At 62.0% G+C, this 19,387-nt stretch carries 16 protein-coding genes; 3 read left to right on the top strand and 13 right to left on the bottom strand.

Going from position 1 to position 19,387, the window contains the following annotated elements; genetic code table 11:
- From ATY02_RS25975 to ATY02_RS25930, 10 genes are all read right to left on the bottom strand, one after another.
- Complete coding sequence (locus ATY02_RS25975; protein WP_068581560.1) at positions 1-822, bottom strand: acyltransferase; 822 nt, start codon at positions 820-822, stop codon at positions 1-3.
- Positions 819-2,237: an O-antigen ligase family protein gene (locus tag ATY02_RS25970; RefSeq protein ID WP_068581557.1), complete on the bottom strand. Its 1,419-nt coding sequence runs from the start codon at positions 2,235-2,237 to the stop codon at positions 819-821. The genes ATY02_RS25975 and ATY02_RS25970 overlap by 4 nt, the downstream gene beginning before the upstream one ends.
- Complete coding sequence (locus ATY02_RS25965; RefSeq protein ID WP_068581554.1) at positions 2,237-3,337, bottom strand: glycosyltransferase family 4 protein; 1,101 nt, start codon at positions 3,335-3,337, stop codon at positions 2,237-2,239. Before ATY02_RS25965 ends, ATY02_RS25970 begins: the two co-directional genes overlap by 1 nt.
- Positions 3,328-4,548 carry a glycosyltransferase family 4 protein gene (locus ATY02_RS25960; RefSeq protein WP_068581551.1) on the bottom strand — a complete coding sequence of 407 codons (1,221 nt, stop codon included), beginning with the start codon at positions 4,546-4,548 and terminating at the stop codon, positions 3,328-3,330. Before ATY02_RS25960 ends, ATY02_RS25965 begins: the two co-directional genes overlap by 10 nt.
- Positions 4,549-4,550: 2 nt before the next feature.
- Positions 4,551-5,852: a cellulase family glycosylhydrolase gene (locus ATY02_RS25955; RefSeq protein ID WP_068581550.1), complete on the bottom strand. Its 1,302-nt coding sequence runs from the start codon at positions 5,850-5,852 to the stop codon at positions 4,551-4,553.
- A complete protein-coding gene (locus tag ATY02_RS25950) occupies positions 5,842-7,038 on the bottom strand; it encodes a glycosyltransferase (protein ID WP_068581547.1) in 1,197 nt (398 codons plus the stop codon). The genes ATY02_RS25955 and ATY02_RS25950 overlap by 11 nt, the downstream gene beginning before the upstream one ends.
- Positions 7,038-9,032 carry a GumC family protein gene (locus ATY02_RS25945; RefSeq protein ID WP_068581544.1) on the bottom strand — a complete coding sequence of 665 codons (1,995 nt, stop codon included), beginning with the start codon at positions 9,030-9,032 and terminating at the stop codon, positions 7,038-7,040. Before ATY02_RS25945 ends, ATY02_RS25950 begins: the two co-directional genes overlap by 1 nt.
- 18 nt (positions 9,033-9,050) lie before the next feature.
- Positions 9,051-9,827 carry a polysaccharide biosynthesis/export family protein gene (locus ATY02_RS25940; protein WP_068581542.1) on the bottom strand — a complete coding sequence of 259 codons (777 nt, stop codon included), beginning with the start codon at positions 9,825-9,827 and terminating at the stop codon, positions 9,051-9,053.
- A gap of 67 nt (positions 9,828-9,894) precedes the next feature.
- Positions 9,895-11,352, bottom strand: coding sequence for a mannose-1-phosphate guanylyltransferase/mannose-6-phosphate isomerase (locus tag ATY02_RS25935; protein WP_068581539.1), 1,458 nt, complete (start codon positions 11,350-11,352; stop codon positions 9,895-9,897).
- The gene (locus ATY02_RS25930) at positions 11,353-12,786 is read right to left on the bottom strand and encodes an undecaprenyl-phosphate glucose phosphotransferase (RefSeq protein ID WP_068581536.1); all 1,434 of its coding nucleotides are present in this window, start codon (positions 12,784-12,786) and stop codon (positions 11,353-11,355) included. It lies immediately after the preceding gene.
- A 423-nt stretch (positions 12,787-13,209) separates the two neighbouring features.
- Here ATY02_RS25930 and yegS point away from each other — a divergent pair, with 423 nt between their 5' ends.
- On the top strand, positions 13,210-14,109 hold the full coding sequence (yegS, locus tag ATY02_RS25925) for a lipid kinase YegS (protein ID WP_068581533.1): 900 nt from the start codon (positions 13,210-13,212) through the stop codon (positions 14,107-14,109).
- Between the two features lies 1 nt (position 14,110).
- Here the strand turns inward: yegS and ATY02_RS25920 are convergent, their stop codons facing one another.
- The 3 genes from ATY02_RS25920 to ATY02_RS25910 all read right to left on the bottom strand — a co-directional run bounded on the left by ATY02_RS25920 (position 14,111) and on the right by ATY02_RS25910 (position 16,521).
- Positions 14,111-14,770: a response regulator transcription factor gene (locus ATY02_RS25920; RefSeq protein WP_068581530.1), complete on the bottom strand. Its 660-nt coding sequence runs from the start codon at positions 14,768-14,770 to the stop codon at positions 14,111-14,113.
- Positions 14,767-15,660 (bottom strand): sensor histidine kinase, encoded by an 894-nt coding sequence (locus ATY02_RS25915; RefSeq protein ID WP_068581527.1) that lies wholly within the window; start codon positions 15,658-15,660, stop codon positions 14,767-14,769. The genes ATY02_RS25920 and ATY02_RS25915 overlap by 4 nt, the downstream gene beginning before the upstream one ends.
- Positions 15,661-16,185: 525 nt before the next feature.
- Positions 16,186-16,521 (bottom strand): hypothetical protein, encoded by a 336-nt coding sequence (locus ATY02_RS25910; RefSeq protein WP_228022224.1) that lies wholly within the window; start codon positions 16,519-16,521, stop codon positions 16,186-16,188.
- A 163-nt stretch (positions 16,522-16,684) separates the two neighbouring features.
- Between ATY02_RS25910 and ATY02_RS25905 the strand changes: the two genes are divergently transcribed.
- Both ATY02_RS25905 and ATY02_RS25900 read left to right on the top strand, forming a co-directional pair.
- Positions 16,685-17,665, top strand: coding sequence for an IS5-like element IS1384 family transposase (locus ATY02_RS25905; protein ID WP_010466230.1), 981 nt, complete (start codon positions 16,685-16,687; stop codon positions 17,663-17,665).
- 714 nt (positions 17,666-18,379) lie between these two features.
- On the top strand, positions 18,380-19,315 hold the full coding sequence (locus ATY02_RS25900; RefSeq protein ID WP_068585605.1) for a chemotaxis protein CheV: 936 nt from the start codon (positions 18,380-18,382) through the stop codon (positions 19,313-19,315).
- Positions 19,316-19,387 lie beyond the last annotated feature (72 nt).

Raw genomic sequence — 19,387 nt, 5'->3', positions numbered from 1 at the left:
TCAGTGGAACAAAGTGAACAGGCCTTTGCCGCCCACTTTGTAGTTGAGGTCGCGGCAACGTTCGCCCTTGATCGCGGCATCCGGGCCGCTGACGATGGCATAGGGCGGGATTGGCTTGGACACCACCGACTGGCCACCGACCACAGCGCCCTCGCCGATCTCGGCGCCGTAGGACAGCAGGGCGCGACTGGCGATCCAGGCGTAGTCATGGATATAGATCGGCCCGCCCACCGCCCAGAACTCCGGCTCCTTGAGGTCATGGCCACCGGCGATGATCAGCACGTGGGACGCAATGGTCACGTGATTGCCGATGATCAACCCGCCGCGGGCATCCAACTGGCAATGCCAGGCCACGGTACTGTCCTGGCCGATGCGCAGGCTGTCGATACCCAGCACTTCGGTGTTGCGCCATACCGTGGAGCCCTTGCCGATCTTCGCCCCGCCCATGCGCAGCCAGAGCAGGCGCAGGGTGTGGCTGGGGATCTTGCAGATGAGGATGTTGTACATCTGCTCCCAGGTGCGCAGCATGCGGTCGCGCAGGGTCGGCCAATTGATCCCGTACATGGGAATCAGCGCCCCTTTGACTTCGCGGCCCAGCAGGGCATAGAAGCGCCGGGGAAGGGGCGGTTCGATCTTCGACTCGATGTTCAGGTAGCTGACATACGTGAGGATGTTGCCCTTGAGGGGTTGCTCGAAGATCACGTCGTTTTCCAGCATCCACTGATAGGCCGCTTCCAGGTCCTCGAGGCTTACGCCCATTTTCTGCGCATATTCGGGCAGCGCCTGTTTCAGGTTCTGCGAGTGAAAGAGGCGATGTTTCATGAATGGATTCCTGAGCTGGGGGATTCTGGAGTGGTGCCGGCTGCCGCGGCATTGGCCTTGAGTCGCAAGCGCCTGGCCTCATGCAGGTTGAGGCCCAGCAACAACCAGAACAGGGCCACCAGTACCTGGGTGAAGCTGAAATAGTGGTCGAACAGGCCGCTGATCAAGGCGGCACTCAGGCCTGCGCCACTGCCGAGCCAGAGGGCGTTGTCGCGGGTCAGGCGTACCTGCCGCCCGGGGGCGCGGGTTTCCCGCCACCAGCTCCAGATCACCGCGACGAACAGCAGCATGCCGGGCACGCCGATCTTGTAGATGTAGTTCAACCACAGGTTGGAAATCCCCCACAGGCCGGTACCGGGAACGGGTGGGTCGACCTTGAACCCGATACCGAAGGGGAACATCGCCATGGCTGCCGGGAAGTGCGAGTACTCGTCGACCCGGACGCTGGTACTGGCGTCGTTGGAGGTGAACAGGGTCAGCAGGCGATCCTGCAGCGGCGGATAGGACATCAACAGCAAGGTGCCCAGCACGAAGCCGCCCATGAGCATGCGCCCGGTATAGGGCACCCGCTGGCGAGCCATCCAGATCAGGACCACCAGCAAGCTCAGCAGGGCCCCGCGTGAACCCGACAGCAGCAATCCGGCGGCCCCCAGCAGCGCTACGCCCAGGCCCAGACGACGCTCCCAGCCGGTACGGGTCAGGCCGAAGCAGAAGGCCAGGGGCAGGGTCAGCGCCATGGCGCCGCCAGTCACGTTGGGGTGCATCCACGGCGATCCCATGCGATTGGACAGGGCGCTGAGGCTGTCGCCAAGCACGGCGATACCCCCGTAGCCGAGTTTTTCCAGGATCGGCGTCATGGCGGTCGCGGTGCCGTTTTTCAGGAATACCGGAATCGACAGCAACAGGAGCAGCAAGGTGCCCAGCAACAGCCCGCAGACCAATTGCTCCCGGGCCTTGTTGTCCTGCAACAGCCGCGGCACCAGGAACAGCGCCGACAGGTTGAGCAGCCAGCGCACCCAGTTCACCGGCCCGTTGCCTTCGGCGTTCACCGTCAATTGGCCAATGATGAAGGGCAGGGCACTGAAGGCCATCAGCGCCAGCAACAGCTTCTCGGTGCGCAACAGCCGCGGCGGACGCGGCAGGTTGGAAAACAGGTTCTGGGTCAGGACGCTGGCCCAGACCAACAACAGCAGGGCTTCGGAAATCGTGGTGCGCAGGCCGATCTGCACCGTGGAGTAGGGCAGGAAGGTCGCCAGTACCGCGAACAACAGCAGGCCGCGCAAGGGGTTGCGGATCACGGTCACCACGGCAGCGATGCCGACCATCAGTACCAGCACCTTGAGGGCAGGCAGCAGCCAGGCCAGCACGCCGAATACCAGGCTGAAGACCAGCGCCAGCGGCAAGGCAATGGGCATTACTTGAGCTCCTCGAGCAGTTCGTCCAGGCGCTGGCGATAAGCGCCTTGGGCATAGCCTGCGGCCCAGGACTCCAGCGCCTGGGGATCGCCCTTGGCGCTGTTGGCCAACTGCACCATCAGTTGGCTCAGGGCATCACTGTCGGTTGGCGAGAAGCGCGGGCTGTCCGCCGGGGTGATCTCATCCAGTGCCGAGCCTGTGGCCACTGCCACCGGGGTACCGACACTCAGGGCCTCGATCACCGGCAGGCCGAAGCCCTCGGCATAGGAGGGTTGCCATAGGCGTTGGGCCTGACGGTAGACGGCATGCAACTGGTCGTCGCTGATGTCACTGAGAAAATGCAGGCCGGGCACGCTCTGCAGTTCGCTGGGCAAATGCTGCGCCGCACCGATCAGCACCAGCTCAGGAACGTCGGCCGATTGCTGGCGCGCGGCCTGCCAGGCGGCGACGAACCAGGGCATGTTCTTGCGTGGCTCTCGGGTACCCACGGCCAGCCAGTAGCGTTCGGGCAGTTGCAGGTCCTTGATGTCGACCGGCTCACCGGTGAAGCCGGGTACCAGGTTCGGTAGCACCCGCACCTTGTCCCGGGCGCTGGGGAACAGTTTCACCAGCTCGTCGGCGGTGTATTGCGAAGGTGTCCAGACACGGTCCGCCTGTTTCACTGAGTAGCCGATGGAAAGCTGGTCGCTCAGGCGATAGAGGCGCTCCTTGAGCTTGGAGCCATGGCTGTTGCTCAGGGTCAGTTGGAACAGGTCATGCAGTTGCAACACATAACGCAGGCCCTGGGGTTTCTTGCCCAATGGCAGGCCCATGTTGAAATTGCAGATATAGACCTCGACACCTGCTTCGCGCAGGGCACCGGGCAGGAATCCACCCTCGAAGCGCAAGCGCCCGGGCAGGCGGTGGACTCCTTGCAGTGGCGCCCCCCAGCGCGGGCAATGCACCCGGCGGCGCAGGGGATGGTCTTCCGGGGCCAGGCCGAACAGTTGCAGGCTGACCTGCGGGTTGGCTCGCAAGGCGTCTTCCAGCGCCAGGTTCTGCCGGCCGATACCGGTGTTGCTGTAGCCCGCGGCGGGGCGGTAATCCAGACCTATGCGCATACGGACACTTCTTCTTTTTTGACAGAGGGGAGTTGGTCATAGACCGCTTCGAGCTGGGCAGCGGCGGCGCTCCAGTCATGCTTGGCCACCACATAGTCGCGCCCGGCGGCGCCAATGCGTTGCAGGCGCTGTGGTTCGGCCAGGGCCTGGACCAGGAGCTGGGCCAGGGCGCCGGGGTCCTCGCCGCCCAGGTAGTGCTGGCCATTCTCGACTTGCAGCCCCGAGACACCCTGGGCGGTGGTCACCACTGGCAGGCCGGCAGCCATGGCCTCCAGGACCTTGAGCTTGGACCCGCCACCCTGGCGCAGTGGCGCGAAGAACAGCGTTGAACGCCGTTGCAGCTCCCGCAGGTCGGGGACGAAGCCCTGCCACTCGATACGGGCGTCGCTCCAGCGTTGGCGGAAACTGTCCGGCAGGGCATAGCCGCAGATGGCAAAGCGCACTTGCGGATTGATCGCCCACAGGCGCGGCATGATCTCGTCCAGGGCCCACTCCACCGCGTCCAGGTTGGGGCTGTATTCATAGTTGCCGATAAACAACAGGCGCTGGCTGGCCAGGTCCGGCTGGACCGAGGCGTAGTGCCCGCAATCCACGCCATTGACCACTACCGCGGACGGCTTGCCACTCAAGTGGGTCAGGGTTACGGCATCCTGCTCGGTCACGGCGACGACCCTGGCCGCTTGCTGGAATACGCGTTTTTCCCAGCGCCGATAGCGCCACTGATCATAGAGGGTGAAGGGCTTGGACCACGCGGGAAGGCGGTCGTAGCTGGCGGCGCCCAGGGCCGACTCGACATTGTGCTCGGTGAGAATGAAGTCTTGCCCATACTGGCGCAGCGGTTGTTCAAAAGGTTGGAAGCTGTAGCTGTGTTCGATCTGGATCACATCCCAGTGCTCGCGCAGCAGTTCATCAAAGCGCTGTTGCAGCGGCTCAGCCAGGCCATTGATCGTGGCGAGCATCGGATAAGGAGCGAACAGCACCGCCAGCAGGGTCTTGAGGCTGCGCAGGGGGCGACGCGGCAGCACGATCAAGCGTTCCAGCCAGGGTTCCAGGGCGGCGCGCGAGGCTTCGTCCAAGGGAGTCTTGGATTGCACCAGCAAGGTGATGCGATGCCCGCGGGCAGCCAGGGCCCGCAGCAGGTGATATTGCCGGGTCTTGCCACCGCTGGTGGCTGGCCAGGGCAAGTAGGGTAGGGTCCAGAGGATCTTCATGCTCACCACACCAGAAGTTGCAGGCTGGTTTTCAGCGGTACGTTGAGGCCCTGTTGCCCACTCAGGTCGGTCCGGGTACCGGCCAGTGGATCGTGCAGCGTGGCGGCATTGAGGCCGGGCACTTGCAGGCTGCTGCCACTGGCGCTCCAGAACATCCAGACGTGGGAGCCATCGGGGCGGGTCCAGGCCATGCTGTACAGGTCGTCGGGGGCGTTGCTCAGGGTCGGTGGGTCGTCCGGGGCCAGGCTCGGCCCGGTGGTATCGAGGAAATACTTGAGGGCGTTGTACACAGGCTTGGGCTCGCCACTCAGGTCCACCAGGCCGTAGGACTGGTCACGATTGGTGGCCCTGGCATCGAGATCGCTCAGGTTGAACAGGAAGATGCGCTGATAGTCCATGGTCGCCATCAGCGCCAGCCGGCGCAGGGTGTAGTCGGCCTGGCCGCTGGTCCCGATCATCGCCTGCATCTCGGGGACGCCGGTGGTATAGCTCGACCAACCCCATTCGGTGGCCCAGACCTGCTTCACGCCCTTGCCGTGCAGGGCACTGTTGAGGAAGTTGCCGCGGCTCAGGAAGTCCTTGGCGGCGGGATCGTCCCCTTCGGGGTACTCGGAATAAGGGTGATAGGCCGCGATCAGGTTGTCGCCGGCCAGGCCCTGTTGCAGCAGGTCCTCAAGCATCAGCCCCGGGGTACTGCGCATCTGGCTGTAGTAGGCCATGCCGGCGGTGGCCACGGGCTTGTCGGGGACTGCGGCGCGGATCGCGGTGCTGGTGGTACTGAGCAACTGGTCGTAGGCGCTGGGATCTTCCTTGGGCAGCCAGACGATGTTCGGCTCGTTCCAGACCTGCCAGGTGTTCACCTGGGGATAACGCTGGGCGAGCATCTGCATGCGCTGGGCGAAGACGTTGAAGTCCTTGGGCGGATATTGGTCGGACGGTGCCGCTCCGGCCGGTACGTTGGCAGCGAAGGGCGCCGAGCCGACCATGTAGGCCAGGATGTTGTAGTGGCGGCTCTGCATGGCGCTCATCACGGCATCCAGGCTATCGAGCTGCAGGCTGTTTTCCACCGGCTCGATCATTGCCCAGTGAATGGACAGGCGGACCCAGTTCAGGCCCAGGGCATCGAGCCGGTCCATCTGTTTCTGATAGACGCTCGGGGCGAAGTACTGGAACTGCGCATTGACCCCGAGGAAGTCCTTCCACACCACCGGGCGCGGGCCACGCAAGGTGTTGTCCGCAAGAGCCGGCCAGGCGAGGACGGCCAGGGTGGCCAGCAGCACCGGTAGGCCCGATCTACGTGACATAGGCATGGGCATTGCCTCCACAGGCGTCGGCGAACACGCGGGCAAAGCGCTCGGCGGTGTGGCTCCAGATCCGCCGCTGGCCGATGATCGTGGCGTGCTCGGCCCAGCGTTCCACCAGCTCCGGGCTGGCGCACAGGTGGCTGAGCTCGGCGGCCAGGGCCGCGACGTTGCCCTGGGGAAAGATCACTCCGTTGTTCTGGGCCACTTCCTCGGCGAATGAACGCGCATCGGAAGTGATGGCTCCGCGTCCACAAGCGACCGCCCAGGACAAGGCCCCGCTGGTACCGCGCAACGTACCCAGCAACTTGAGTTTGCTCGACTCGCGATACGGCAAGACCATGACGTGATGGGCCTGGATGACCTTGGGGATGTCGGTGGCCGGCAGGTCGAGCTGCCAGTCGATACTGTCCTGCAGGTTCAGGCGCCGGATATGTTCGCGCAACTGCTCCAGGTAGCTGCCGGCGTTGCCGAAGGCCATTTCCGGCTCGCTGCCGCCGGCCAGGGTCAGGCGCATGCGCTGGCGTATGTCGGGTTGCTGGGCGAAGGCCATGGCCAGTGCATCCAGCAAGTCCTCGATGCCCTTGCCACGGTAGATGAAGCCGAAATACAGGAGTTTCAGCGGGGATGCCGGCGGCAGGGGCTGGGGGGCGATTGCCAGGTTGCCGTGGGGGATCACCACCATCTGCTCGGCGCGCAGGCCCATGCGTTGGCGTAGGCATTCACCACCGGCGTGGGTCAGGGTGATCAGCCGGTTCAGGCTGCGGGCCAGCTTTCTTTCCTCGTACAGGCAGATCGGATCGGCCAGCACCGTGGCAATCTGGGGCAATGGCGAAGGCAGGTTGCTCGCCAGCGACAATGGCCAGGGCAGCTTGGCCCGACGCCAGACCAGGCGCTCGGGATCGTGCACCGTGGCGCTCAGGGGCAGGCTGGGAAAACGCTGGCGCAAAGCCTGGAGGGCATGAAATTCCGCCAGCCGGCCTCCGCCGAGTTCGGCATGGACCAGGTCGATGCCTTGCCAGTCGACCTGGTCCACGCGCTCGATGGCACGCTGTGGATCGTTGCCTACTCCCTGCAGTGGCGTGCTGACCTGCAACCCCTGGTCCTGCAACGCCGCGCGCAGGTGTGCGGCATAGTCGGCAATACCGTTCTGCTCGGGGGGCATGGGGGCCAGCACGGCGATATGCATCAGTGGGGGCTCCTGATTCGCGCCATGAAGTTGAGCACGTTTTCCGGGATACCGAAGCGGCGACGGTTGAGAATGATGCCGTCGACCCGCTTGAATGCAGTGTTGAGGATCGACAAGGCGTTTTGCAGTATCGGCACCGTGGTGGTTTCGGCTTCGATGATCAGGGCGATGAGGTCGGCCTCGCGCAGGCTGACGAAGGCTTCCTGGTTGGAGAAGAAGCCGGAGGCCTCCAGCAGTACGATTTCACCCGGGGCTGCGTTTGGCGAACCATCGACCCGTACGGTGTGGCCGCGCTCTTGCAGCAGGTCGCGCAGGTGCCCGGTGACAAAGCTCACGCCTTCGCCATGGCGAGCCGAGGTCAGGCCGATCACCAGGCCGCGCTCGGCCACCTGTTTCAACGGCAGTACGCCATACAGCCGGTAGAGGCTGGCGGTGAAGGCACTGTTGCGCTGTGGCAGGTGGCTGTGCAGGTCTTGCAGGCTGCTCCAGACCTTGACGCCGAAACGCTCCTCCAACTGGTCGCCATCGTGGATGCGCTGGTCCAGCAGGTAGAAGAAATACAGGGCCAGAAGGCCTACCGCCAGGCTCAGGGGAATGGCCACCAGCAACATGGTCAGGCTCTTGGGGAAGATCCGGCTGGGCTGGAAGGTAGCTTCTTCGATCACGGCGATGTTGCTGATCTGGCTCTGGTCCAGTTCGCGGTCGATCCGTGCCTTCTCGGTGCTATCGCTATAGAGCGCGAAGCTCTTCTCGGCGGCACTGAGTTCGCGTTGCAGGCGTGCCAGCTCAGGTTCCAGGGCGAGCGCCTGGCGCCGGTCCTGTTCCAGCTTGAGCAGCTGGCTTTCCTGTTGGGCGGCTTGGGTCTGCAGGCGGCTGAGGCTGGCCTGTTGGTCGGCGAAGCTGTTCTGCAGGCGGGTGTAGACCGGGTTCGGTGCCAGGTTCTCGCTGCGTTGAACGGTTGCGTTCTCGGCCCGCAACAGGGCTTGCAGGTTGGCGATCGCAGCATCCATGGCACGCACCGGCGGCGCCCCTTCCTTGAAGGTGCGAAGCATTTCCTGGCGCTCGATCTGCTTGGCGTTGATCCGTTGCTGCAGGTCCTGGCGATCAGGGTTGAGGCTCATCTGGCGGCCAATGCTGATCTCTTTCTTCATGCTGTTGAGCTGGTTCTGGATGGTGTCCAGGCCACTCTTGGTGGACGCCACCGCCCGGGTGGTATTGAGGTGCTCACCCTTGAGGTTATTGAGGTTGCGCGAGATATCGTTCAGGCGCTCCTCGATGCTGACGGCGCCCAACTGGTTCAGGTAGTCGGTGATTTGTTTCTTGTAGCCGAGGATGCGCTGGTTGGTGCTGGTGCTTTCACCTTCATAGAACGCGTAGAGGCTCTTGCGCCCCAGGGTTTGCGCGCGTTCTTGCTGGTACTGCTCGATCCAGCTCTTGACCACGGTCTGGGCCACTTGCGGGTCGTTCCAGGTGAAGCTCACCTCCATCACTGAAGAGCCGGCGACATGGGTCACGCTGAAGTTCTTGAGCATGCGTTCGGTCAGGCGTTCGACCGGGGTTTGCTTCTCCACCAGGCCCACCAGTTGCAGCAGCCCGCGAAACAGATCGGCGATGCCTTCCACGGCACTCTTGAGCGCGTTCTTGATGGTACCCAGCACGCCACCGGGCTGGGGTTGGCGGGACAGGTCGTCGAGATACTGCTGCGCGACCTTGCGGGCAATGGGAGCACCGGTGAGGATGCGCTCCTCGTCGAGGATCGGGTCACGCTGGGCACTGGGGATCACCACCGCCTGGCGATCGGAGATCTCGATCGGCAGGGTGCTGGTATCGCGGCCTGGCTTGACCAGCAGCAACGCGGTGGATTCGAAGCGGTTGGGCAGCAGGAAAGCACCCAGCACGATGATGATGAAGGTCACCAGGACGGTGATCTTCACCTCACGCTTGAAGATGAAGAACAGTCGCAGCAAATCGCGAAAGGAACGGATATTGATCATATGGGCAGTCCTTGGCGATCAATTGCTGGATTGGCGGTTGATTTCGTAGCTCGCCCCGATACCGATCGACTTGGTGAACGGAATCAGCTGGTTGAGGTACACATCCACCCATTCAATGCCGTTGCCGACGCTGGACTTGGGCACGAACACCACGTCCCCACGTTGCAGCAGCACCGGTGGCGTCCCGGCGTTGCCGGCGATCATGAACTTGCGATAGTCGAAGAAGTAGGTCTTGTAGCGCCCGTCCTCGCCTTCGCGCAGCAGGGCGATATTGCGGCTGTCGCCTACCGATAGCAGGCCTCCGGCACCGACGATGGCCTGCTCCAGGGTGGTGGTCACCGTGACCGGCAGGGATACCGGGTTGCGTACCGAGCCACCGACGAACACGGTGTTGCCCGGCGCCTGGTTGATGTTCACCGTCAGCGCCGAGTCCTGGTAGACGTTCTTCAGCTTGTTTTCCAGGACCTGGGTCAACTGCTGCGGGGTCAGCCCCGCGGCCTTGATCTGGCCGGCGTAGGGGTAGGAGAAGGTGCCGTCGTTAAGCACGGTGAACAGCGTCAGCTCGTAGATCGAGTTGGCGGTGAAGGCCGAGATCGACGGAGCCTCACCGGTGTTGCGGACGATGCGCAGGGTATCGCCCGGGCGAATCCGCTGCGGTGGCAGCGGCTTGCCGGCCAGGGCTTCACCGGCTCGGTGGCCCGCCTCCAGGTCCTGGCTGGGAGGTAACTCCACTTTCGCCGGTATGGAACAGGCGCACAGTATGAGGACACTGGAAATCAGCAGCAGTCTTTTCATCGAGCGGTCTTCCTGGCGTGCATAGTTACAGCTCCCTGTCGGGCCAGATTCAAGCGCAAGTGCGCCTTCAGGTCTTTGCGGTTTCGGCGGGTGCCCGCCCATAGATGTCGTTGAAACGCACGATGTCGTCCTCTCCGAGATACTCCCCGCTCTGTACTTCGATCATCACCAGATCGATCACCCCGGGATTGACCAGCCGGTGGGTGCGCCCCGGCTTGATGAAGGTCGATTCGTTGGTATTGAGCAGGAATTCGTCCTCGCCATTGGTCACCCGGGCCATGCCGCTGACGACGATCCAGTGCTCGCTGCGGTGATGGTGCATTTGCAGCGACAGCGAGGCATCGGGCTTGACCATGATGCGCTTGATCTTGAAGCGCGGTCCTTCCTCCAGCACGGTGTAGGTGCCCCAGGGCCGGGTCACGGTGCGGTGCAGCTTGTAGGCGTCGTGGCCCAGGCGCTTGAGCTCCTGGGCGATCAGCTTGACGTCCTGGCTACGCTTGCCGTCGGCCACCAGCAGGGCGTCGGGGGTGTCGATGATGATCAGGTTATCCAGGCCAACCCCGCCCACCAGGCGCTTGCGTGAATCGATGTAGCAGTTGCGGACATCATGCAGCACGGTCTCGCCGTTGCACTGGTTGCCGTGCTCGTCCGCCGGGGTCAGTTCCCGCACGGCCTGCCACGAGCCGATATCGCTCCAGCCCAGTTGGCAGGGCACCACGGCGACCTTCTTCGAACGCTCCATCACCGCGTAGTCGATGGAAATGTCCGGGGCCAGGGCGAAACTCTCGCCGTCCAGCTCCACTTGCAGCTCGTGCTTGCCCTCCTTGCGATGGCTCAGCTCCAGGCAACGCTCCACGGCGCTGACCACTTCGGGCACGAATTCCCGAAGCTCCTGGAGAATCGCGTCGGCGCGCATGCAGAACATGCCACCGTTCCACAGGTGCAGGCCGCCGTCGACATAGCGCTGGGCCGTGGCGGCATCGGGTTTTTCGACGAAGCGGCTGACCTGGAAGCCGGCGTCGTTCAGGCCCTGGCCTTTCTCGATGTAGCCAAAACCGGTTTCGGCGTGGGTCGGTACAAGGCCGAAAGTCACCAACCAGCCTTGTTCGGCCAGTTGCCGGGCATGCTCCACCGCTGTCGAGAAGGCTGCCAGGTCCTTGATCAGGTGGTCGGCCGGTAGCACCAGCAATTGTGCGTCCTCGCCATACAGGCGGCTGACATGCAGGGCCGCTGCAGCGATGGCCGGTGCGGTGTTGCGCCCGAAGGGTTCGAGGATGAAGTCCAGGTCGACCCGCTTCTTGTTCAGCAGGCGATAGTCATCGAGGGTACGGAAGAACACTTCGCGGTTGGTCACCGTCAACAGCCGACCGACATCGTTCAGGTTCGCGGCGCGCACGAAGGTCTTCTGTAGCAGGCTTTCGCCGTCGGGCAGGCGCATGAAGGGTTTTGGCATTGCCTCGCGGGACACCGGCCACAGACGGGTGCCGGCGCCGCCAGCGATGATGCAGGGAATGAGTGTGCTCATTCAAAAGGCCTCGCGGGTCATGATCACGGAGGGAACGGTGCGGAACAGGATGTACAGATCGAACCAGACCGACCAGTTTTCGATGTATTCCAAGTCGAACTCGACACGTTTCTCGATTTTTTCCAGGGTGTCGGTTTCGCCCCGGTAACCGTTGATCTGTGCCAGGCCGGTGATGCCCGGCTTGACCCGGTGCCGTGAGGTGTACTCCTTGACCGCCTCTTCGAACAGGATGCCCGCGGCCTTGGTTGCCGTGGCATGGGGGCGCGGGCCGACCATCGACATGCTGCCGCCGAACACGTTGAACAGCTGTGGCAACTCATCGAGGCTGGTCTTGCGGATGAAACGCCCGACCCGGGTGATGCGCGGATCGCCGCGGGTAGTCTGCTTCTCGGCGTTGGCATCACTCATGTGCTGGTGCATGGAACGGAACTTGTAGACCTGGATCAGCCGGTTGTTGTAGCCATAGCGTTTTTGCTTGAACAGCACCGGGCCCCTGGAATCCAGCTTGATCGCCAGGGCCACCAGCAGCATCACCGGGGACAGCAGGACCAGGGCAATAGTGGACAGGATCATGTCCTCCAGGCGCTTGAAGAACGGCGACCAGCCTCGCAGGGGGACCTCGGAGGCGTTGAACATCGGCAGGTTGGCGACTTCGGTGATGCGGTTGTGGGCATGCCGGAAGGCCACCATGTCGGGAACCAGCAACACGTTCACCGGGAGCCGGCGCAGTTCACGAATGACGTAGGCCATGCGGCTTTCCGCCGACCAGGGCAGGGCGACCAGGACTTGGGTGACCTTCTCCTCGCGGATCAGCCGTTCCAGGTCGCTGGAGTTGCCCAGCAGCGGCAGGTTGCACAGCACCTTGGGCAGGCGGCCGATTCGGTCGTCGATGAAACCGATGACGCCGGAACGGATGTCCTGGTGCTGGGCCAGGTATTCGGCCAGGCGCTGGCCATTTTCCGTGGCGCCGAGAATGACCGCGTTCTGCAGGAACACGCCCCGCTGCATCAGCTGCTGGAACAGGGTCAGCAGGATCAGGCGCTCGATTCCGAACAGCACGAAACTGCCAAAGAACCAGGCCAGCAGCCCGCGATTGTCGATGGCGTTGAACATCAGCATCGAGTGGTGCATGAACAACAGCACGCAAAAGGAGGCCGACCAGGCGAACAGGGTCAGTTGGAAGCGCAGCAAGTTGCTGAAGATGGATTCGGCGTAGACCCCCAGGGCCTGGAAGATCAGCACGCTGATGACGCCGAAGAACGCGAGGATGGTCAGGTCGCTCTTCAGGGTATTGGGCAGGTCGTTCGCCAGCAGCAGTAGCAGGAGCCCTGGAAGGATCGCGGTCATGCCGTGGGCTACGCGGATACCGAACAGGAAGTACTCGACCATGCTGGGTCGAGTCAGTAACAGGCTGTCTACAGGTTGCAACCGCATAAGATCAATTCCCTCGACCCAAGGCACACCGGTTGACTGGAAGAACCGGCCACAACTTCGAGCATTCACTTCGCACCCGGAAGCCCTGCTCTAGGCGCGCCACGCCATTGCCGGCCTGGTCGCTTTTCACCGGGGTGCAGGCGCTGTCCATGGCGGGGTGGGGCTCCCGATGCCGATCGACCCGCTGTCGAGCCTGCTCATCCAGATGACTTGGCTGAGTAAAGCTCATGAAACAGAAGCTTGCGAATTGAAAACCGCTTGGTGATGAAAGATCTTTTTTTGCGTGCCCTTTATCTCCCTTGCAGGCTGACAAAGGGCGTACGAACCGGGTTGCCGGTAAAAAATAATGCTTGGCGGCAGATCTTTTTCTCGACGGCCAGGGTCCACATTTTTCGCAGCCATTGAACACGGGAGGCATGACCAATGAGTGAACACAAGGCGTTGTTGATCCTGCACGGCAAGCAGGCACTCAACGAAGAGCTGCGGGCTGCGGTCCAGGCCCGGCGTGAGGCGGGCTGGGACCTGGCGGTACGCCTGACGTGGGAGGCCGGGGATGCCCAGCGCCTGGTCGGGGAGGCGCTGGACGCAGGTTACCGGCAACTGATCGCCGGTGGTGGCGATGGTACGTTGCGCGATGTCGCCCAGGCCTTGGCCGAAGCCTCGCAGCCGGCCAGCCTGGTGCCGCTGCCTCTGGGAACGGCCAATGATTTCGCGCGGGCGGCCGGCGTGCCATTGGAGCCATCGGCGGCCCTGGACTTGCTGGATGTCCCGGCCCGCCCGGTGGATCTGGGGGAGGTCGGCGGGCAGGTTTTCCTGAACATGGCCACCGGTGGTTTCGGCAGCCAGGTGACCGCCAATACATCGCCCGACCTGAAGAAAGTCCTGGGGGGAGCCGCGTACCTGTTTACCGGGTTATCGCGCTTTGCGCAGCTGAGCGCGGCCTATGGCGAGTTGCAGGGGCCGGGTTTTCACTGGCATGGCCAGTTGCTGGCGCTGGGTATTGGCAATGGTCGACAGGCTGGCGGCGGTCATGAGCTGTGCCCGGGAGCCCTGATCGACGATGGGTTGCTCGATGTCAGCATCCTGCCGGCGCCCCAGGAGTTGGTGGGTGCTCTGAAGAGCCTGCTGGCAGGGGACATGGGCATCGACGACTTGTTCATCCGGGCCCGCCTGCCGTGGGTCGAGATCAAGGCCTCGCGTGGCCTGGATATCAACCTCGACGGTGAGCCACGGCAAGGTGAGCTGCTGCGTTTCACGGCCCGGCCCGCGGCCCTGCAGATGCACTTGCCGCAGGGATCGCCGTTGCTGGGCACCGATGGCTGAGTCAGTCGTCGAGGCTGATGATGCGTTCGCGCACGGCGAACAGGACCAGCCCGGCGACATCGAAGATCTGCAGGCGCTTCATGATCTGCGAGCGATGGGTTTCCACGGTCTTGATGCTCAACCCCAGTCCCTGGGCGATTTCCCGGGTCGACTTGCCGCGCACTATCAGTCGCAGGATTTCCAGCTGGCGGGCTGTCAGGTTATGGGTGTCGGCAGGTGGCGGCTGGGTCTTCTGGGAGCGGGTCAGGGCCTGGTTGATCACGGTATGGGCAATCGCCGGGCTCAAGTAGCGTTCGCCGTTGCGCAGGGCTTCCAGGGCATGCCCCAGCTCGGTAGCCGTGGTGTCCTTGAGCAGATAGCCGTGGGCCCCGGACTCCAGGGCCTGCATGATCAGGGCCGGATCGGTATGCATCGACAGGATCAGGACCTTGCTCTGCGGGCGGGCCGCCTTGAGTCGGCGCAACGCTTCCAGGCCGCCGGTATGCTTCATCGACAGGTCCAGCAGGATGATGTCCGGATGGAGCTTCTCGACCATTTCCAGCAGGTGCGAGCCATCGTCGGCTTCACCGATCACGGCGTATCCGGGAATATCCATGACCAGCGCACGCACGCCAGCCCTGATGAGCGAGTGGTCATCCACCAAGAGTAAATTACAGGTCAATGTAAAACCTTATTCGTGCTGGCCCGCTCCAGGGTGCGAGGGGCCCAGGGAAAGAGAGCTTCGATCTGGGTGCCCTGGTTGATCTCGCTGGTGACCTTGAGGAAACCGCCCAGTTGGCTGATTCGTTCCTGCATGCCGGCCATGCCGCACTGGCCCTGCTCTCCAGGGTTCGCGGCGGGGGCAAAGCCTTGGCCATCATCGCTGATGAACAGTGAAAGCCCTTCCGGCAGGCGTTGCAGGCGTACCAGCAGGTTCTTGGCGTGGGCGTGGCGCAGCATGTTGGTCACCGCTTCCTGGGTGATGCGAAACGCTGCCACGGCCATTTCCTCGGGGATGCCGGCCAGGCGCTGGTGGCACTCCAGGCTCCAGTGCACCGTGCTGCTTTCCAGGGTCTTGATCAGATGGGCGCGCAGGCTGGCCTCGAGCCCCAGGCTGGCTAGCTGGCGGGGATTGAGAATGGCCGATACGTCGCGGACCTTGGCCAGGGTTTCTTCCAGGGTGGTGCCAAGCAGTGCGAAATGCTCTTGCAGGTCGTCCGGCAGGCGCCGCTTGAGCCAGTCGGCCTGCAGTTTTGCCGCCGTCAGCAACTGGCCGATGTCATCGTGTAGTTCGCGGCTGAGGCGGTGGCGTTCGCTTTCCTTGACTTGCAGCAAGCGCTCGGCCAGCTCCTGGGGCTGAAAACGGATGGATTTACGCGAATAGCCGTACTGCGCCCAGATACATGCCAGTGCCACCACGTTGAGAACCAGCAACGCCAGGGGCAGAGGGCGGCTCAGGCAATAAACCAGCACATTGCCCACGGCCGAGCCTGAGCACAGCAGTAGGCTGAGCCAGCGTAGGCGATCTTGGGAGATGGGCCAGGAGAACAGTGACTTGAGGCTGGCGTACATAGCGGATGGAGCCAATGAATGTTCGCTGCGAAGAGCCCGGTCAGGAGCAGGTGACGGGGCCTGTTTGAGAAGCGGTGCCATTTGAATAGGTGATTTCAATCAGTTCTGTCTGTATCTCTTGTGCAGGCCTGATAGTGATTATCGACATTGGAGTCAATGTGCCATTAATACGGTTCATTAGTGCGCCGCATAATACCACCGAAGATACCGTTGGTCGCGCTCAGGTACTTGATATACATGTCCGGAAAGTCAATAAAGTTGCGACTCAGCGTATCTGCCGTGCGGCGTTCGGCAGCGGTATCGCTCAATAAGCGCTCAGAGTGAAGTCAGCTTCCATTGGGGCACGCAAGTCTCGGAAGATTAAATCCCGGATCGCAAGAAGTTGGATTGTTTAGTGGGGAGTGTCGTTCTTGGGTATGTGATGTTCAATAACGACAGTGGCGTAGATACTTAGCCGGCTACTTATTCTTGTGTTGCCTAGCTATCTTTGCCTGATGTTATTCGCCACCTTGGGCGGTATAAAAACTAGTGCCTGCAAGTAGGGAGTGTGCAGGTGCAGTTCTGCGAGACTTGGTCGGCCAATTCCTCGATCAGCATGACCTGTTCGCTGTCATCCATATTCAACTGGCCATCGTTCGGGTCGATCAGTTCCAGTTGCCAGGCCATCAGGGTCAGGCAGCTCTTGAGGGATTCCAGCACCTGGTCGTTGAGGTCCAACGGGTGCTGGGGACGCTTGAGCAGGCCGTGGATGTGCACTGAGAACTCATGCAGCGGGCTGATGGCATGGCGGGCTGCGCATTGGGCCAGGCGCTGCAGGCTGACGAGCAGGCAACTGATGGCCTCCTCGTCATTCCTGATCAAGTGCAGGTGGCTCAGGCAATCTTCCGATTTGGCCAGCAGGGTCTGGGCTTCAAGCAGGAATTCGGGCAGAGGGGTAGCGCACTCATGGCCGTCCTTTAGGGAAACTCTGAAAAAGACTTTCTGATTTGGCAAAATACCGCGACCCCACCCACCGAGTTTCCCGATGAAGCAGATGACCTTCGCCGACGCCGAGTACGCTGGCAAGCGCAAGCAAACCCGCAAGGAGTTGTTCCTGATCGAGATGGATCGGGTGGTGCCGTGGAAGGGCTTGATTGCTTTGATCGAGCCACATTATCCGAAAGGTGAAGGTGGCCGTCCGGCCTACCCGTTGATGGCGATGCTGCGTGTGCATCTGCTGCAGAACTGGTTCGGCTACAGCGATCCAGCGATGGAGGAAGCGCTGTACGAAACCACGATCCTGCGCCAGTTTGCCGGGCTGAACCTGGAGCGCATCCCCGACGAAACCACCATTCTCAACTTCCGCCGCTTGCTGGAGAAACACGAGCTGGCGGCCGGCATCCTCGCTGTCATCAATGGCTATCTGGGCGACCGCGGCCTGTCGCTGCGCCAGGGCACCATCGTCGATGCAACGCTGATCAATGCGCCCAGTTCGACCAAGAACAAGGACGGCAAGCGCGACCCGGAAATGCACCAGACCAAGAAGGGAAACCAGTATTATTTTGGCATGAAGGCCCACATCGGCGCCGATGACGAATCGGGTCTGGTGCACAGCGTAGTGGGCACGGCGGCCAATGTGGCGGATGTCACCCAGGTGGACAAATTGCTGCATGGCGACGAAAACGTGGTCTGCGCCGATGCAGGCTACACCGGTGTCGAAAAGCGGCCCGAGCATGAAGGACGTGAAGTTATCTGGCAGGTGGCGGCACGCCGCAGCACCTACAAAAAACTCGATAAGCGCAGCGTGCTGTACAAAGCCAAGCGCAAGATTGAAAAGGCCAAGGCTCAGGTGCGCGCCAAGGTCGAGCATCCGTTCCGGGTAATCAAGCGCCAGTTCGGTTACACCAAGGTGCGCTTTCGCGGCTTGGCCAAAAACACGGCGCAACTGGTGACACTGTTCGCTCTGTCGAACCTGTGGATGGCGCGCCGACATTTACTGACGAATGCAGGAGAGGTGCGCCTGTAATGCGGGAAATGGCCACCGGAGTGGGGTCCGGGTGGCGAAAACGTAAGAAATACTCGTCGAATTGATTGTTTTTTGATCATTTGGCGAGTTTAAAAGTTGCGCTAGGTGGTATGCCGGGGAAATACATGGCTACTTCAGACCATCCTTAGCATGCTTATATCCATGACTTCGTTTCCGATGGTGGGATAGGGCGTTGGCTGAACGGTTTCAAGTTGGAAGGTGTTTTGAGAAATTGAATATTAGACAAGTCTGGAGTTTTTTCCGCGCGTGCAGCCATTGACGATGCTCGATGCTTATCGTCCAGCGTTGGCAGCCAGATGCCGCTCACAGCCAGGCAACGCATGAGCGCCGGGGCTTCAGGAGCAGGGGAACTTAGGCTTGAAAGGGTGCCGAGCCACCTTTCTGCGATCAAAAACAAAAGCCTGACTCCATTCATGCAATGAGAATGGCGTCACATTAATGGCTATTGGATATTGCGAATATCAGGCTGGTCCTGATTGTTGATAGGGGAATCCCTTAGGCGCGGGAACCTTCCGCCGGAATAGAGGTCTCGGCGGCGCTGCAGCCATGCTGCTAAATTGACCACCGAAGTAAAGCATGATGTTAATGTGACATCAATGGCTTTGTGTGGCAATTTGCATACGGGTCAAGATACGGCGTCCCTGGCCGATATCAGTCTTTAGTGAATTCATCAGCACAGCCCAGGAGTCATCAATGGCCGGCATTCTCGACACGGTAGATCAACGCACGCAATTGGTGGGTGAGAATCGCCTGGAAATCCTCATGTTCCGCCTGGCCGGTCGGCAATTGTTCGCGATCAACGTCTTCAAGGTCCAGGAAGTCCTGCAACTGCCGAAGTTGACCCTGATGCCCCAGCGCCATCCATTCGTCTGTGGCGTGGTCAACCTGCGTGGCCAGACCCTGCCGGTGATCGACCTGTCCCAGGCCATCGGCATGCGTCCGCTGGTCCCGGGGCCCAACAGCACCATCATCGTCACCGAGTACAACCGCTCGGTGCAGGCGTTCCTGGTGGGGGGCGTGGACCGTATCGTCAACATGAACTGGGAAGCCATCATGCCGCCGCCCTCCAGCGCCGGCCGCCAGCACTACCTGACCGCCATCAGCAAGGTCGATGACCAACTGGTGGAAGTCATCGATGTCGAGAAAGTGCTGGCCGAGATCGTGCCGTACAACGCCAAGGTTTCTCGCGACAAGCTCGACGACCCGCTGTTGGCCCGTGCCCGTGGCCGCGAAGTGCTGCTGGTGGACGATTCCAACGTGGCGTTGTCGCAACTGCGCGACACCCTGGGCCAGTTGGGGGTGAAGATGCACATCGCCAGCGATGGCCTCAAGGCCCTGAAGATGCTCAAGGCCTGGGCCGATACCGGGGTCGACATGACCGAGAAGCTGCTGATGGTGTTCACCGACGCCGAGATGCCGGAGATGGATGGCTACCGCCTGACCACCGAGATCCGCAACGACCCGCGCCTGCGCGGGCTCTACGTGGTACTGCATACCTCGTTGTCGGGCAGCTTCAACGAATCCATGGTCAAGAAGGTCGGCTGCGACAACTTCCTCTCCAAGTTCCAGCCCGACAAGCTGGTGGATGTGGTGCGCCAGCGCCTGCTGCTGGATGAAGTCGACGCCTGAGGCCGGCGAGCCAGTGTCACGGATCTTTGTTTCACCGGGGCGCTGGTATAGGGTGGGCGTTTTTCCCCCGTA

It is taken from the genome of Pseudomonas sp. BIOMIG1BAC, from assembly GCF_001705995.2.
Classification (GTDB): Bacteria; Pseudomonadota; Gammaproteobacteria; order Pseudomonadales; family Pseudomonadaceae; genus Aquipseudomonas; species Aquipseudomonas sessilinigenes.
This window is presented reverse-complemented; position numbering and strand designations above follow the sequence as displayed.